At 36.0% G+C, this 17,244-nt stretch carries 13 protein-coding genes; 9 read left to right on the plus strand and 4 right to left on the minus strand.

Translation table 11 applies throughout. The annotated features are described in order from the left end of the window. Positions 1–61: 61 nt before the first annotated feature. Positions 62–1,951, minus strand: a complete 1,890-nt coding sequence (locus DRF60_RS14310) for an ABC-F family ATP-binding cassette domain-containing protein (protein ID WP_116012701.1) — start codon at positions 1,949–1,951, stop codon at positions 62–64. A gap of 272 nt (positions 1,952–2,223) precedes the next feature. On the opposite strand from DRF60_RS14310, the gene DRF60_RS14315 reads away from it, so the two are divergent. The 3 genes from DRF60_RS14315 (at position 2,224) to DRF60_RS14325 (ending at position 5,691) form a co-directional block, all read left to right on the plus strand. Next, entirely contained in the window at positions 2,224–2,742 is a 519-nt protein-coding gene (locus DRF60_RS14315) for a DUF1761 domain-containing protein (RefSeq protein WP_317125829.1), read from the plus strand. A gap of 45 nt (positions 2,743–2,787) precedes the next feature. Next, on the plus strand, positions 2,788–3,918 hold the full coding sequence (locus DRF60_RS14320; RefSeq protein WP_116012702.1) for a GNAT family N-acetyltransferase: 1,131 nt from the start codon (positions 2,788–2,790) through the stop codon (positions 3,916–3,918). A 126-nt stretch (positions 3,919–4,044) separates the two neighbouring features. Then, complete coding sequence (locus DRF60_RS14325; RefSeq protein WP_116012703.1) at positions 4,045–5,691, plus strand: alpha/beta fold hydrolase; 1,647 nt, start codon at positions 4,045–4,047, stop codon at positions 5,689–5,691. 160 nt (positions 5,692–5,851) lie between these two features. Here the strand turns inward: DRF60_RS14325 and DRF60_RS14330 are convergent, their stop codons facing one another. Then, positions 5,852–6,715: a glycoside hydrolase family 25 protein gene (locus DRF60_RS14330; RefSeq protein WP_116012704.1), complete on the minus strand. Its 864-nt coding sequence runs from the start codon at positions 6,713–6,715 to the stop codon at positions 5,852–5,854. 65 nt (positions 6,716–6,780) lie between these two features. Between DRF60_RS14330 and DRF60_RS14335 the strand changes: the two genes are divergently transcribed. The 5 genes from DRF60_RS14335 to deoC all read left to right on the plus strand — a co-directional run bounded on the left by DRF60_RS14335 (position 6,781) and on the right by deoC (position 11,263). Continuing rightward, the gene (locus DRF60_RS14335) at positions 6,781–8,043 is read left to right on the plus strand and encodes an NAD(P)/FAD-dependent oxidoreductase (protein ID WP_116012705.1); all 1,263 of its coding nucleotides are present in this window, start codon (positions 6,781–6,783) and stop codon (positions 8,041–8,043) included. Continuing rightward, positions 8,040–8,711 (plus strand): tRNA (guanosine(37)-N1)-methyltransferase TrmD, encoded by a 672-nt coding sequence (trmD, locus tag DRF60_RS14340; protein WP_116012706.1) that lies wholly within the window; start codon positions 8,040–8,042, stop codon positions 8,709–8,711. The genes DRF60_RS14335 and trmD overlap by 4 nt, the downstream gene beginning before the upstream one ends. 376 nt (positions 8,712–9,087) lie before the next feature. Continuing rightward, positions 9,088–10,029 carry an endonuclease/exonuclease/phosphatase family protein gene (locus DRF60_RS14345; protein WP_116012707.1) on the plus strand — a complete coding sequence of 314 codons (942 nt, stop codon included), beginning with the start codon at positions 9,088–9,090 and terminating at the stop codon, positions 10,027–10,029. A gap of 14 nt (positions 10,030–10,043) precedes the next feature. Continuing rightward, on the plus strand, positions 10,044–10,514 hold the full coding sequence (locus DRF60_RS14350; protein WP_116012708.1) for an Lrp/AsnC ligand binding domain-containing protein: 471 nt from the start codon (positions 10,044–10,046) through the stop codon (positions 10,512–10,514). Positions 10,515–10,519: 5 nt separating this feature from the next. Then, complete coding sequence (gene deoC / locus DRF60_RS14355) at positions 10,520–11,263, plus strand: deoxyribose-phosphate aldolase (protein WP_185144594.1); 744 nt, start codon at positions 10,520–10,522, stop codon at positions 11,261–11,263. Between the two features lie 39 nt (positions 11,264–11,302). Here the strand turns inward: deoC and dusB are convergent, their stop codons facing one another. Further along, entirely contained in the window at positions 11,303–12,298 is a 996-nt protein-coding gene (gene dusB / locus DRF60_RS14360; RefSeq protein WP_116012710.1) for a tRNA dihydrouridine synthase DusB, read from the minus strand. Positions 12,299–12,632: 334 nt separating this feature from the next. Further along, a complete protein-coding gene (locus tag DRF60_RS14365; protein WP_116012794.1) occupies positions 12,633–15,824 on the minus strand; it encodes a hypothetical protein in 3,192 nt (1,063 codons plus the stop codon). A 415-nt stretch (positions 15,825–16,239) separates the two neighbouring features. On the opposite strand from DRF60_RS14365, the gene DRF60_RS14370 reads away from it, so the two are divergent. Continuing rightward, positions 16,240–17,076, plus strand: coding sequence for a lamin tail domain-containing protein (locus DRF60_RS14370; protein WP_116012711.1), 837 nt, complete (start codon positions 16,240–16,242; stop codon positions 17,074–17,076). The last annotated feature ends 168 nt before the right edge of the window (positions 17,077–17,244 follow it).

Genomic DNA, 17,244 nt, shown 5'->3' on the forward strand with positions numbered 1-17,244 from the left:
GGGTTTGAGTGTAAAAGTAGTTGATATTTGGAACTTCCTAACACTAAACCCCTCTTACTTATTATATTTCCTGAAGCTCCAGCCATCTCATCTCATACTCTTCAAGCTTTTCAGAAATCACCTCTAATTCGGCAGAAAGTTTGGACACCTTTTCATAGTCTGTTTCGTTATTTAACTGATCGATGATCTTAGCACGCTGCTGTTCAAGCTCAGGCATTACTTTTTCTATCGTTTCCAGTTCCCTTTGTTCCTTAAAAGACATTTTTCTTTTTTGAGAAGCAGGTTGCTGAACCTCCGGTACTGCAACAATTTCTTTTACAGGTTCCGGTTTGGATCCTGCATTTTTTTCCAGTGCATCCTCGCGGCTTTTGACTTCCCTGTATTCTGAAAAGTTTCCGGTAAAATCTCTGATTCTTCCTTCCCCCTCAAAAGCCAAAATATGGTCAACAATTCTGTCCATGAAATACCTGTCGTGAGATACAATAATTAAGCTGCCCTGAAAGTTCAGTAGAAAGTTTTCCAGCACGGTTAAAGTCGGAAGGTCCAGATCATTGGTGGGCTCATCAAATATCAGAAAGTTAGGATTCTGATACAGGATATACATTAAATGCAGTCTCCTTTTTTCCCCTCCTGAAAGTTTCGAAATTGGCGAATACTGGGTCTGGTCATCAAATAAGAATAATCTCAAAAACTGTGATGCAGAGATTGTTCTTCCGTTGGCTAAAGGAAAATTTTCAGAAATTTCCTTGATAAAATCAATAACTCTTTCATCTTCTTTATACTTCAGTCCTTTTTGTGAAAAATATCCGAATTTAATGGTTTCTCCCGTTTCAATTTCTCCCGAATCTTTGGGTTCAAGTCCCTGGATAATATTCAGTAATGTAGATTTTCCGGCTCCATTTTTTCCTACAATGCCTACTTTTTCGCCTCTTTGAAACTGATAGCTGAAATCCTTTAATAATAATTTATCACCATAGCTTTTAGAAATATCTTTAAGCTCCAGAATTTTATTTCCAAGCCTTTTCATTTCAAAATCGAGTTCCAGAGATTCTTTTCTGGTATCAGTTTTCGCTACCTTTTCAGTTTCATAGAAATCATCAATTCTTGATTTGGATTTTGTAGTTCGTGCTTTAGGTTGTCTGCGCATCCACTCCAGTTCTTTCCGGTAAAGATTATTGGCTTTGTCAATGGTGGAATTCATATTATCTTCGCGAATCATTTTATTTTCAAGATAAGTCGCATAGGAACCATTATGGAAATACAAATTTTTATCCTCCATTTCCCATATAATTCCGCAAACCGCATCCAGGAAATACCTGTCGTGAGTTACCAGTATTAATGTTATTTTTGCTTTGCTCAGGTAGCTTTCCAACCATTCTACCATTTCTACATCAAGGTGGTTGGTAGGCTCATCCATGATCAGGAGAGTATGACGGTGCTCAGCTCTTGTTTCAGTCAATAATTTGGCCAGAGCAACACGTTTGATCTGTCCCCCGGAAAGGTTTCCCATTTTAGCTTCCAGATCAGTGATTTTCAGCTGAGAAAGAATTTGTTTCATATCATTCTCAAGATCCCATGCTTTATGGATTTCCATTTCAGCCAAAGCCTTTTCAATGAAATCATAATCTGTAGAAAGAAGTGACTGATGATAATTTTTCAAGGCCTGAATAGGCGCAGAGTCCAGGGTCATCATAAACTCGTCAATGGTCAGATCAGAATCAAATTCAATCTCCTGGTCAAATAAAACCACCTGGATATCTTTATTAATATTTACAGTTCCGCTGTCTGCAATTTCTTTACCCATTAATATTTTAAGAAGAGTAGATTTTCCGCTTCCGTTTTTGGCAACAATGGCTATTTTGTCTCCTTCATTTACATGAAAAGAGATATTTTCGAACAAAACTTTAACGCCATAAGATTTAGTAAGATTTTCTACAGAAACGTAATTCATTGGAATTTAATGGTTTGATTTTTAAAAATTCAATTGTGCGGCAAAAATACGAAAATGTAAAGACTTAAAACTTACTAATAACATTAATAAGAAACTTTAAAACGAAATCATTTTTCATATTATTATGAAAATGTAAAAATTGTATTGGGTTTTTAATGGAATTTATTCTATTTCATTTTTAATTTAAAGTTAAAATGAAATATAGTTTATGTAAAGCATATTTTATGTTGTATTTTGATGTAGATTTGATATAACAAATAAAATACAATATTATGATGCAAATTAACTTATTGGCTATTGCTGTAGCCGCACTGGTTCCACTTATTATGGGATTTATCTGGTATCATCCAAAAGTTTTCGGAAATGTTTGGATGCAGGAAGTAGGATTAACGGAAGAGAAAATGAAAGGTGCAAATATGGGATTTGTATTTGTATTTGCATTCATCCTGTCTTTTTTAATCGCTTTTTTTCTGCAAATGATTACAATACATCAACTCGGAGCTTTAGGAATGATTGGTGGAGACGAGATGAATGCTAAACCTTCATTTTTTGCTTTCATGAAAGATTACGGAACAGCCTACCGTTCTTTTGGACACGGTGCTTTACACTGTTTTATAGCCGGAATATTCTTTGTATTTCCAATCACTGCAATTAATGCAATGTTTGAAAGGAAATCATGGAAATATACCTTCATCAATACTGCATACTGGACGATAACAATCACAATTATGGGCGGAATTGTCTGTGGCTGGTATTTAGTGGACGGCTTTAATTGGGTTACACAAAAATAAAATTTTAACGATCTAAATGATAAGGCTACATTTGTGGCCTTTTTTATGTCATATAATATAAAAATATACACTAGCGTTTCGCATTTACCTTTACAGTGGAATGCTGTAATCGGAAACCGGAATATCATGCTTTCCAAAGAATATTTTCATGTTTTGGAATCTTCCAGGCCTGACAATATGGAATGTTATTATGCCGCTTTCTTTTATAATGATAATTTGATAGGCGGTGCTTTATTTCAATATTTAAATTTCCAGAATCATGCGACCTTTCAAAAAAATGAAGTTTGGTGCAGTATCAGGAATTTCTTTGCCCGAAAGTTCAGTAAAGATGTAATGATCTTGGGAAACAATATGTTGACAGGCCAGAACGGATTTTATTTTGATACTGCCAAAATTACTTTTGAACAGGTTATTTCACTTTTGAACAGAGCAGTTCAGAAGATGCAGAAGGAGATCAGAAAAACGTCTTTGATCATTTATAAAGATTATCATTTCAATTTCGTTAACTATTTCCAGGGTAAAAACCATCAATCCTATTTCAGATTTTCAGTTCAGCCCAATATGATGTTGACATTAAAAGATAGCTGGACTGTTTATGAGGATTATTTAAATGATTTTTCTAAAAAATACAGAACAAGAGCCCGTTCTGCCCGAAAGAAATTTGAAAATATAGAAAAACTTGAATTGAATTTGAATGATATACAGAAGCATCAGGATGAAATGAACATTCTCTATCAAAATGTAGCTGAAAATGCCCCGTTCAATACCTTTTTTCTTGCTGAAAATCATTTTGAATGCATGAAGAAAAATATCAATGAAAATTTTAAAGTATTTGGCTATTATTTAGATCAAAAGCTGATTGGATTCTATACTTTAATCCTCAATAATCAAGATATTGACACCTATTTTTTAGGCTATGATAAAGAAATTCAAAAAGAAAGGCAGCTGTATCTCAACATGCTTTTAGATATGGTAGAATTTGCAATTAGCAATAGATTTAAGAGAATAATTTTTGGGAGAACAGCTTTGGAGATAAAATCAACTATCGGAGCAGAACCTGTAGAAATTTTCGGATTGATCAAGCATAATAATAGCCTCTTAAACCAGTTTATGGGAAAAATATTTTTGTCACTTAATCCAAAAGCTGAATGGGTCCAGAGGAAACCTTTTAAGTAATTTTCACATTTTCTATCACAGACTGGTGATATTTTAAAATAAGTTTAACTAAAAACAAATCAAATTTAATAAGCTGTTATGAGTATAGAACGGAAGAAATAAAGACTTTTGCATCAAACTTATACTATGAAAAAACTCAATACTTTATTCTTCCTTTTAGCAGCTTGTTCTTTTAATGCACAGGTGATTTCTGGAACTGTAATTTCTAAAAATGAAAAGCAACCTGTTCCTTACGTGAAAATCGGGGTAGAAAAAGAGAATGCTGGTACTGTTTCCGATGAGAAGGGAAATTTTTCTATTGATCTTTCCGGGTTTGATCCTTCAAGGAAACTAAAAATAGAGGTTCCCGGCTATGAATCCTATGCTGAAACCGTTCAGAATTTCAGGAAGCATAATCAACAGCAGGTATTTTTACAAGAAAAAGTTAAAAATATAAAAGAAGTCAACATTAAAGCTAAAAAGCTGGTTGATAAAAACTGGGGCGTCAATACGAAGACAAAAAGTGTTCTGTATTCCGTGAATCCCAAGCTTAAAAAAGAAGATTTTCTGGGTGAAACCGCATTGGAATTTAACGCCAGCAGAAGATCCAAGATCAAGAATATCAACCTGAACATTGCCAGTTATACTTCAGATAAACCGGTGCTGATGAGATACAGTCTTTATACCGAAAAAAATGGTTTTCCTGATCAAAATATACTGGATGAAGAAATCACAGTGGAACTTACGGAAGATATGATCAAAGACGGAACTTATACACTGGACGTCAATGATCATAATATCTGGGTGCATGGGAAATTCTTTATCGGAATTCAATTTTTAAAAGAATTTGACGGAAAGGTCAATATCAGTGCCGCACTGTTCAGGACAGGGTTTCTTAGAAAGTTTTATGGGGACTGGCAGAAAATGACTCTGGCAGCGCCAGCTATTCATATCGATGTAAAAGTGGATAAAAGCGCAAAGAATATCAAAGATGAAACAGCGGCCTCAGGAGATGATCTTGAAGGGCTGATTCCTGACGTTTCACAATATAACATGGAATCTAAGAACTCTGTGTACGGAAAAAATGAATCTTCGGGCAACTATCTTCAATTAAAAGATACAAAGCTTTATTACGAAGTTTACGGTGAAGGCGAACCGCTTTTTCTTCTTCATGGGAATTCAGGAAGCATCCAGGATTTTTACCAGCAGATTCCGGTTCTTTCCAGACAGTTTAAAGTAATTGCTGTAGATACCAGGGGCCAGGGCAAAAGTATTGATACTTCCGAAAGAGATTTTACCTATACTCAATTTGCGGAAGATGTAAAAATGCTTGCAGACAAGCTGGGATTGCATAAAATTAATATTGCCGGATGGAGCGACGGTGGAATTACAGGATTGGAGTTTGCTTTAAAATATCCGGAAAACCTTAACAAATTAGTTGCCATCGGAGCGAATGCTTTTCCTGAAGGTGTCGATGATAGACTTATTTCCCATATGAGAAACCAGCTTCTGGTGCTTGATATAGAGAATAAGCCTGGAAAATTCAACGAACGTAGACTGGTAGAAATTATGCTGAATGAGCCTCATATCAGCAAAAAAGAGATGGCCAAAATACAAAGCCCGGTTCTGGTGATTGCAGGTGATAAAGATGTGATCAAACAGGATCATACTGAAATGATAGCCAAACAGATCCCACATGCTGAACTTAAGATCTATAAAAATGCAACCCACATGATTCCTTTCGAAAATGCTGATGAGCTGAATGCGGATATTATAAAATTTCTTGAAAAATAATCTTAGCATGAAATGGAAGTTGGGAGATATCGCAGACAATTGACCTTTTTCAGCCATTTCTTAAACTTATAAAATTGATTTCAAAATTGCTTAAACCCGGGAGAAGCCGTTCTTTCGGGTTTAAGAACATCCAACTTCTAACTCCCATCTTCCCTCCCTATTAATCCAGCGTGAGCCTTTTCAATGACCAGGTGCTTCCGTTGTAGACATCAAGATCTACTTTGGTATTGATGCCGTGAACGATGCCATTTTCTGTAAACTGCCAAAAATCCCAATGACCATCGGGAGTGGGAGAAGGCACGTCATTATAATTTGCGAGCCAGAGAGGATAATCATCAAATTCTCCCTTCAGGAAGTCTTTATAGTAATGATAATAAGTATAGATGATTGGTTTTTCACCATAAGTTTCCTCTATGATCTTGCACCATACTTTCAGATCTTCTATCAGTTTTTTATTCGTTTTTCTTTTCGGGATCTTTTCAATATCTAGAATAGGTGGAAGGTCGCCGCTTTCCAGTTTTACATTAGCTAAAAAATTATTTGCCTGGATCACAGGGTCCTCATCAGCCCTGTAAAAATGGTAGGCTCCCCGAATCAGATGATGCTTTTGGGCTTTTACCCAAAACTCGTCAAAATGTTTATCGGCATTTCGGTTTCCCATCGTGGCACGCATGACTACAAATTCCAGCGGAATTGTTTTGTTTCCAATGCTCAGGCTGTCCCATTTGATATCTTCCCTGTTCTGATAATGAGAAACATCAAAACCATATGTTTTGTCGAGGTTAGCGGTAAGGATCTTCTGAATCCTTGCTGATTCCACTTCACTGTTGTGCAGTTTTTTATGTCTGAATTTATTGAAGTACAGTGCATAATAATAGCTGACAGACTGCTTCAGGTAAAATCCTGTTCCTATTAAAGCCAGAATTAAAACAGCCAATATCACTTTTCGTCGGAAAAAATAATTCTTCCGACGGTTCTTATGTACTTTTTTGGCCGTCTTTTTGGTGTACTTTTTAGGTGTCATAAAGTTTTGCAAAACTAACTTATTTCACTACTAAATGCTAAATAAAATCAGTAAATTTGTGTATTATGGAAACACGCGAAAAGATCATCATTATAGGAGGGGGCTTTGCGGGGCTACAGCTTGCTAAAACACTGAATAACAGAAACAAAAAAGTAATTGTTCTGGACCGGGTGAATCATCATATGTTTCAGCCGCTTTTTTATCAGGTTGCATGCGGGAGGATAGAACCATCCAATATTTCTTTCCCTTTCCGGAAGATTTTTCAGCAATCCAGAAATACACAGTTTCGCCTTACGGAAGTGAAAGAGATTGATCCTGCCAACAATAAAGTGATCACAGATGAAGCCGAGTTTACCTATGATAGACTGATCATCGCTACAGGATGTAAAACCAATTTTTTTGGAAACAAAGATATGGAAGCAAGGGCTTTCGGGATGAAAAATACCCAGGAAGCGATAAGCATCAGGAATCATGTACTGATGACCTTTGAAAAACTTATCCTTGAAAAAAGCAGGAGTGATGACGGCAACTGGAATATCGTTATTGTCGGAAGCGGACCTACCGGTGTAGAGCTGGCAGGAGCTTTTGCAGAGATGAAAAAAGAAATTCTTCCCAGAGATTATCCATACATGAATTTCGATCAGCTTAAGATCATTCTGGTAAGTTCCACAGAAAAACCACTTGCCGTAATGAGCAGTGAAGCACAGGAAAAATCTGAAAAATACCTTAAGGATCTCGGTGTTACATTTCTAAGCGGGGAAGTCGTTACGGATTACGACGGTAATAAGGTATATACAAAAAGCGGAAAAGATATCCCTTCCAATAATGTGATCTGGGCAGCGGGTGTTACAGGAAATGTGGTGGGCGGATTTCCGGAAGAAAAATTAGTAAAAAACAGATATATAGTAGATCGGTTTAATAAAATAAAAGGTTACAACAATATTTACGCAGTTGGAGATATTGCCTACATGGAAACTCCTAAGTATCCGAAGGGACATCCACAGGTCGCAAACGTAGCCATTAATCAAGCGAAAAATTTAGGTAAAAATTTTCTGAAGAAGAACGAAAGTGATTGGGTAGAATATGAATATAAGGACCAAGGCTCGCTGGCAACCATTGGAAAACACAGGGCTGTAGTGGATCTTCCGTTTATGAAGTTCCAGGGATTCCTGGCCTGGTATTTCTGGATGTTCCTTCATCTCATGCTAATCCTGAGCGTAAGAAACAAACTTGCGGTCTTTTTTAACTGGATGTGGAGCTATTTTAATAAAGATTCTTCTTTAAGATTAATTATTTCACCTAATAAGAAAAACGATACATTACAATGAGAATTGATATAATAAGCGTACTTCCCGAATTAATGGAAAGTCCGTTTCAGACTTCTATTTTAAGGAGAGCAATGGATAAAGGTTTAGTGGAAGTTCATTTCCATCACCTGAGAGACTGGGCCATTAACAAGCACAGACAGATTGACGATGAACCTTACGGAGGAGGGGCTGGAATGGTAATGATGATAGAGCCGCTGGATAAATGTATTTCTGAACTTAAATCCCAGAGAGAATATGATGAAGTAATTTATCTGACACCGGATGGTATCACATTAAACCAAAAAATTGCAAACACTCTTTCAATTAAAAATAACCTGATCTTCCTTTGCGGTCACTACAAAGGCATCGATCAGAGGGTTCGTGATCTTCACATTACCAAGGAAATTTCAATTGGTGATTATGTACTTACAGGAGGTGAGCTGGCAGCATGTGTTCTTGCTGATTCCATTATCAGACTGCTTCCGGGAGTTTTGAATGATGAACAAAGTGCACTTACGGACAGTTTCCAGGATGATCTTCTTTCACCACCTATTTATACAAGACCGGAGGTTTATAAAGGACTGGAAGTGCCGAAGGTATTATTAAGTGGAAATTTTGCCCGGATAGAAGAATGGCGTCATGAAGAAGCTGTAAGGATCACACAGGAAAAACGTCCTGACTTGCTCTAAAAAAAATAACATAAAAACATGGAAAAAAAAAATTTTTCTTCATGTTTTTGAAATTCTGCTGTTAAAATGGAATAATAGTTGGTATAAGGTGGGAATTAATGAAAAATATCTATCATATTTCATAATAATTATAATTTTTTTCCTATTAATTAGATAGCTATATATTATTTTGATTTTATTTTTTGTGATGATAATTTTAAATGATTAATAATTTGACTTTATAAAAGCGTTTTTATTGATAATTTTTGTTAAATGTTTTGTATTGCTTGCATAATATTAAGATGAAAATATTATAAATAAATTAATGAAATTTGAAAAAAAATAATAAATTTACAACGAAAAAGAATTGATAATTTTAAGATAGCAAATTTTGCAGATGGAGATGTTCTCTTTTTATAATGTTGAAAATTTATTTTTACCTGATCCGAAACCTCTTCACAGATTAGATCCTACAAAATCAGGCTTGAAAGGTTGGGATGAAAGAAGATATAGGAATAAGCTTTTTAAAATTTCACATGTTTTTCAATTAATGAAGGAGGAAAATGGTGTCCTCCCATTTTTAATCGGGCTTTCTGAGGTTTCCGGAAGGAAAGTGTTAGAAGATCTGGTGGAAATGGAACCTTTTAATTCAGAATATGGAATTGTACATTACAATTCTATGGATGAAAGGAAGGTAGATGTAGCCATGTTATATCATAAAGACAAAGTAGAGATCATAGACTCAGAAACTATTACCTTCTTCTTTGAAATTATAAATAAAAAAAACACAGAAAATTACGACACAACCAGAGACGTGCTGTTTTCTAAAATTAAGTATAAAGAAACTGTTATTAATGTTTTTATCGCCCATCTTCCCTCTAAGCGAGAAAAAGATATTAATAAGCCCAAAAGAGACTTTATTCTTAATGAAATCCATAACCGGCTTCTGAAAATTGCAGGTAGCGAAAATGAACATGTAATATTGTGTGGTGATTTTAACGAAAACCCTGATGATGAAAATTTAGTAAAAATTCTCTACGACAACAAGCATAAGAAGGTCCTGGTAAACCCTTTTCAAGAATTGTTTAATACAAGAAATTATTCTACTTTTCATTATAAGTCTGGACTGTTGTATGATCAGATTATCATTTCAAAATCCCTTTTTGAAAATGATGCTTTGAACTTTCAGAGTGCCCATATTTTTAATTCTGAAAAAATAAGCAGCCAGGTGAAAAATTTTGAAGGACGCCCCTTCCGAACCTATGCCGGTACACGGTATTTGGGCGGATATAGCGACCACTTTCCGGTTTTTGTAAAATTTGAAGAAACAAAAACATAAATAATAAGTAGAAAATGAAAAATTCAAGTAACACAAGTTATCATTTAGACTCGATTGACAAAGAAATCATTTACATGCTGATGGATAATGCTAAAACTTCCTTAGCCCACATTTCAAAAAATGTTGGAATTTCCACAACAGCAGTACACCAAAGAATTAAAAAACTCGAGCATGCGGGAGTTATTGAAAACTCCATTTCGTTCCTTAATCCTAAAAAAATTGGATATAAGGTAATTTCGTATATCGGAATGTTTCTGGACCAGCCCAGTCATTACCCGGAGGTTGTAAAATCTCTGAAAGAAGTGAATGAGGTAGTAGAAGCCCATTATACAACAGGAAATTATACCATATTTTTAAAGGTTCTTTGTAAAGACAATGATCATCTTATGCAGATTCTAAACAAACTTCAGAAGCTGAAAGGGGTGACAAGAACAGAAACTTTCATATCTTTGGAACAAGGTATTTACAGACAACTGAAAGTATAAAGATTATGAAGATTGCCCAATATTTGGATTCAACCTATTTGAAAACACCCGAACAATCAGGTATTTCAAGCGAAGAAACATTACAGATAGATAAAGAGCTTGCGCAGGAAGCCATAGATCATGGTATTTTTGCCGTAATGATCCGCCCGGATTATGTAGCCGAGATCAAAAAGTATATTCAGGAAAGACATTCAAATGTTGCGGTGGGAACTGTGATAGGTTTTCATGAAGGGACCTATCCTGTTGATGAGAAGCTTGCTGAAGCGTCAAAAGCAATTGCAGACGGAGCAGATGAACTCGATTTTGTTATTAATTATAATGCTTATCTTAAAGGAGATCTTGCCCTGGTAAAAGATGAGTTTGTAAAATGTACGGAACTTGTTCTGCAGAATCAGAAGGTCGCAAAATGGATCATTGAAATTGCGGCGCTGACGGATGCTCAGATCGCAGATATTACTAAAAATATCTCAGACTGGTCGACAGAAAACTTCTCTGAAAATGATCTTTCGAACATTTTTGTGAAATCTTCTACAGGTTTTTACCAGACAGAAGGCGGAAAACCGAACGGAGCAACCTTTGAAGGCATAAAAATCATGCTTGACAATGCTGGGAAACTTCCCGTAAAAGCAGCCGGAGGAGTAAGAACCCCCGAAGATGCTGAAAAAATGATCAGTATGGGCGTGAAAAGAATCGGAACTTCTTCAGCTTTGAATTTAATAAAAAACGAATCTTCATCAGGAGGATATTAATACATAAAAAAACCATCACATCTGATGGTTTTTTAATTTTTATACCTGTGCCTGATATTCTTCGTAGAACTGTTGCGTTTCTTTAATCAAAGCATTCATTTCTTCTAAAGTAAATACCTCAAGGAATTTTTTTCTGAATTCTTTGAAATGAGGAACACCACGGAAATAATTGCTGTAATGCTGTCTCATTTCAATAAGACCTAACTTTTCACCTTTCCATTCCGCACTCCATTCCGCGTGTTGACGGACAGCAAGTAAACGGTCTGCAATAACAGGTTCCGGAAGATGCTCTCCGGTTTTGAAAAAATGTTTAATCTCATTAAAAATCCATGGATATCCAATCGCTGCACGGCCAATCATAATTCCGTCGCATGCATATTTTTGTTTGTATTCAAGAGCTTTTTCCGGAGAATCAATATCGCCGTTTCCGAAAATAGGAATCTCAATATTTGGATTTTGTTTTATCCTGGAAATATGTTCCCAGTCCGCTTCGCCCTTATACATCTGTGCACGCGTTCTGGCATGTATCGTTAAAGCTTTGATACCTGTCTCCTGTAAACGTTCTGCTACTTCATCTATATTAATGCTGGTACTGTCCCATCCCAGACGGGTTTTAACTGTTACCGGCAGATGAGTAGAGTTTACCACTGCTTTGGTAAGACGTACCATAAGGTCAATATCCTTAAGAACTCCTGCTCCCGCTCCTTTACAGACTACTTTCTTTACAGGACATCCGAAATTAATGTCTACCAGATCTGGGTTTACCGTCTCTACAATCCTTGCAGACATCGCCATCGCCTCTTCATCTCCACCAAAGATCTGAATACCAACCGGTCTTTCATAATCGAAAATATCCAGCTTCTTACGGCTCTTCATTGCATCACGAATCAAGCCTTCAGAAGAAATAAATTCTGAATACATCAGATCTGCCCCGTGCATCTTGCACAGGCGTCTGAACGGAGGATCACTTACATCTTCCATCGGAGCCAGCAAAAGCGGAAATTCCGGCAGTTCTATATTGCCTATTTTTACCATGCGGCAAATTTACGAAATTATAAACATTTGAAAATATGATAATATCTATTGTGAAGATAGGGGAGGAATAAAGAGCCTAGAGTCAGGATTTTAGACATCAGATATCAGATTTTGGTACGTCAGACTATTGAGTTTTTGGATTTAAAGGTTATTAAGATTGTAAATTTTGCTTCGCAAGCAAGGGGTGAAGGGTGGCGTGTAGATGGCAGATATTAGGTTTCAGACACCAGACGAAGGATTTTAGTAAATTTGAAGAATGGCAAAAAACCAGCAACTGGCAACCAGTAATTAACTCCAATCTCAATCTCTCATACCCTCAAACTTCCTCACTCAATTAAAAGCTCGCTTTTACCTGCATACTTCCGATGTGAATGGTTCTGTCTCCGGAATTTCTTCCTTCATAATTTAAATTGAGCTGAAGGAAAGAGTTGATAGCCTGTTGAATAAAGACACTCCATACCTGATTTTTTCCGGGCTTAAGGCCGTCCAGCATCTGGTTTCCTACAATACTGAAATTGTTTCCGGTAAAATCATTATTAATGAAAGAGAAGTTTCCTCTGATTGAAGTTTTTTTGCGTTCCCACTGAATGGTTCCCGTCACATCAAAAGCTTTCAGGAGCTCTTCACCATCTATTCTTTTTTTCTGACGGTAAGCAGAAGAAAGTTCAGCCTGTATAGCATCTGTAAATTTATAGGTGGCTTTCGGTTTTGTTTCAATATTATTCAAACGGTAATCCCTTGTGGCAAATAGCTGGGATGAATTTCTAAGATCATGGATCGAATTTTCCCAATCGACTCTGAATTCCTTGTTAAACCAATATCCAATATTGATGAAATGGGAAACCTGCTCACGTTCTTCATTACTGAAATTGGCATTGATGAGGTTATCATTAGTAATAAAACGGTAGTTTCCGTTCCAGCCGGACTTCTCAGTTGGATTAAACTGGACAGAGGCTAAAATATTTTGGTTTTTCAAGATCTGATCACTGCCCTTTTCAAAAGGATTCAGTACCAGAACTTTATCTTTTTTGTAGAAAGAGTTTTGTGAGTTTAAGGAAACATTAAAATTCCAGCGTTTTAAAAATACGTTTTCAGAATTGAAAACAATCGATGGATTAACAAACAATGCCAACTGGATTTTATTTTTATTGGAAGGAATATAGCGTACAGAATTTGTATAAATCCTGATATACTGTGCCAAGTCAGAATATTCTGCAATTTCGAATTCATCGAGCTGCTGTATACCGTCTCCGTTATAATCAGTCCATTTATAAACACCCTGTCCGTCTGTTACCTTAAGGTACTGGAATTCCCTTTGAGCTTCCTGTCCGTTTCCAAGTTCATAAAATGCCTGCAGGCGCATCCCGTTTCTGAACAACTGCTGGTTATACAGAATGTTTCCGACTACGAAATCATTATTTCGGGTCATGTCTGCATTATCACTCTGGTAAAAGAATTTTCTATAGTGTATCAAAGCATTTAAAGTAGTTCTTTCGGTTTTGATAAGCTGGCTTTCTGCCATGATCCCCAGGATATTATTCATACTTTCCAGCCTGTTGTTTCGTACAGAGTCGTTATCTCTCATATACACTTTTGCAAGAAGCTTTGTGCGTGTACTGTCACCGATCTTTTTCTGAACAAAGATCTCTTTCCAGCTGAAACTGGTAACATCCATGAGCTGCGTATCATTATACTTCTTCTCATTATGTTCCATGCTTCCCCCAACGGCCCAGCTTCCTTTTTTACCGGTAAATTCTGTAGAAACTCCACCCCGGATGAATTTCGTGTCCTGAAGTGTAGCATTCGTATTAAGGTATGACAAGTTTCCTTTTGTAAAGAACTTTCCTGTGATCCAGCTAAGATCAAGATCATTTTTTATCCCCTTGTAGGTATCCTGTTCATCCAGGTAGTTTACGCGGTAATTCAGAGTAGATTTATTGTTCCATTTATTTAAAAAGCTGAATATAAACCTGTTTTGAGTTCTCTGGCTGAACTCCTGTACCAGGTTAAAATCTCTCGAGAATTCTACATCATTAATACGGTCTAAAATATGGAACTGCTTATCTATATATTGATATTCAAAGCTCGGAGTTCCTTTCCAGTTATTTTTTGTAAAACTTTTATTTCCGAAAATACGCCATGCGTATCCAATGTTTTGAGCGGCATCTTTTGAAGAAAATAAATTCAGGTCATAATTGCTCAGGGAGAAATCAGCCCCTATTTTCCCGTCTTTTAAAAGATATTCGGAATTTACCGAGTAAACCTGCGATTTCTGAGGAGAAGGAAGCTTTCTTACCGCTTTATAATCTCCCATATTATTCCCGACATACTCAAAAACACGTCCGTTATTGGTCGTCTGTGTAATTTTGTAATCTCCCTGATTAACACCAAAATAAGTGAAAGAAACCTGATAAAGTGTTTCATTCTGATCTGTAGAAAATTCGTATAAATTTCCGGCTGGATTTAAGCGATACAGGATTTTATTAACATCATACGGAGTAACTACTCCTGATGGTGCATACATCAGATTGGGGTCATTACCCGCATCGGCAAGGATTTTTTCATCTTCTTTGGAGAGATTTAAAGAAAGAGGGGCATTTTTATTATCGTTTTCCATGAACCAGTTCAGTCCTACTTTGAACTTTTCTCTCTGATGCTCTAATTTTCCGGTAAATAAATATCGGGAGTAATTCCTGTTCGTGTAGTTATAAGAAATTGTAATGAAATTCTGTTGAAAAATCGGGCGGAAACTGGTAAAGGTTACCTCTCCGGTATTATAATTAATAACGTAATCCTGATTTTCGCCACGCTTCATTAAAATACCATCAATGAATACCTGTTCAGAGCCTGAAATAAGAGTGATAAACTGCTCGCCATTCTTCCCGGTTAAGCGGTAGGGTCCCTGGTTACCTTCCACACCCTGAAAACGCACTCTGTGAAATTCACTCCGGGCAACACCCATGGAAACATCCACAAAAGTTTTGTTATCCTTTCCGAATTCAGTCTGAAACTCAAGCCCCATGCTTCGTCTCTGGAATTTTGCAAAATAATTTTTGGATTCTACAAGATCAAGATGCCCCGCTCTGAGGATCGACTTATCCTTAATATTCAGCTGCATATAGATTTTATCAAACTCTTCCAGGGTCTGGGTATAGCCATCAGCCTGAATGGGAAGATTATGATCCGAAATACTTGCCAGGATAGTCACATCCTTAGAAAGCCTTCCGGAAATCTGAAGATCCATGGAACTCTGTACAGACTGTCCCTGGTTATTACCGAAAGTGATCCCACGGATAATGGAACCTTTAGAGTTCAGTTCTCCTAAAAATCTTTTCTTATCGTTTTTGACAAGTACTGCTTCGTCTACGATTATTTTATTGTTGGTCTTCACAAAATCCAAGGTGTCTTTTGCAAAAATATCCTGTTCAAAACGGGCCGCAAGGATGCTGTCTTTTTTAATACTGTCTTCCGGAATGTTTGGATTTTTCCACGAAAATATTTGCGCATGGGCCGAAAATATGCCCATGAAAACCAAACCGATCAGAAGAAAAAGATTGCGCAAGTGTTTAAAAATAATTCGTAAAAATAGCTAAAAAATGTTAATGGAAAGGAGTTTAGAATTATTAACAGAAATTTAATCTAATTATTGTAAATCACTGAAAATTACAGGTGATTTTATGATGTAAATTATTAATAATTGAATTTAGTAATCATTGAATTTTTATTCATAGTTAAATCTACATCAATTAGTGGAAATACAATTTTAAATATAATAATTCTTTGAAAAGTGATTTAGTCTACAATGTGAAATATCAATGGTAGTAAGGGTTTTGGGAAAGATAGTTAAAAAGCAATTTTAATTAATTGTTAATTATATGCCATCATTTTAATATAGTAAAGGTTTTTTTGTATTTTTATCTCGTAATAAAAAACTTTTTATAATGAAAAAAATCTTTACTATTTTGGGATTAATCTCAGCAGCAGCATCTATGAATGCACAAATTGTGATTAATGAAATTTATGGAGCTGGCGGTGGTAGCAACGCAGCTATATTGTATAAATACGATTTTGTAGAATTAAAAAATATCGGTTCTACTTCAGTTACTTTAACAGGTGCTTATTTACAGTATGCCTCGGCTGCAGGGACATTCAATGGAGGTAACAGTAATCATGCTTTACCAAATATAACTTTAGCTCCAGGACAAACTTATTTATTACAAGAGGGGAGTGCAGGAAGTGCAGGAGTAGATTTGCCAACCCCTGACGCTATTGGAACAATTAATTTATCTGGAAGTGCGGGAAAAATTGCTTTAACTACTAATAGTACTGCTCCAACATCTCCAACAGCGTCAAATGTAATTGATTATCTAGGATATGGCAGTACTGCAAGTGCTTTTGAAGGAACAGCTTCTGCTCCAGCACCATCAAATACAACTTCAATTGCAAGAGCAACAGGAGATACTAACAATAATGCCACGGATTTTACAGCAGGAACTCCAACTCCTCAGAATTCAAATTCAGGAACTTTAGCTGTTTCAGATACAAAAAATGCAAAAGCTGGGAACTTTGTAAAAAATACTTTCGTGAAAAGCGATGAAATTACTTTCGGAGCTGATGTGAAGGATGTGAAAGTTTATAATATGTTCGGACAGGTTGTTAAATCTGCTTCTGTAAAAGAAAACGGTAGTGTAAATGTTGCTGAATTGGCAAAAGGAAACTACATCGTTACAGGAACTGTAAATAATGAGCCGGTATCTCAGAAGATTTTGAAAGACTAATTTTAGTTTCAATATATGCTCCGGCCATTTCGCAGAAATGGCCGGAGCTTTTTTATTGTTTCAATAATAGAATTTTTATTAAAATTTTAAACTAAAACATCTAATAATGCATATTATCTTTTTTGTTTTAGCTCTTTTGAATATTTTAATTTTTTGGTCCTTTATTTG

Source organism: Chryseobacterium elymi, from assembly GCF_003385495.1.
Lineage (GTDB): Bacteria > Bacteroidota > Bacteroidia > Flavobacteriales > Weeksellaceae > Chryseobacterium > Chryseobacterium elymi.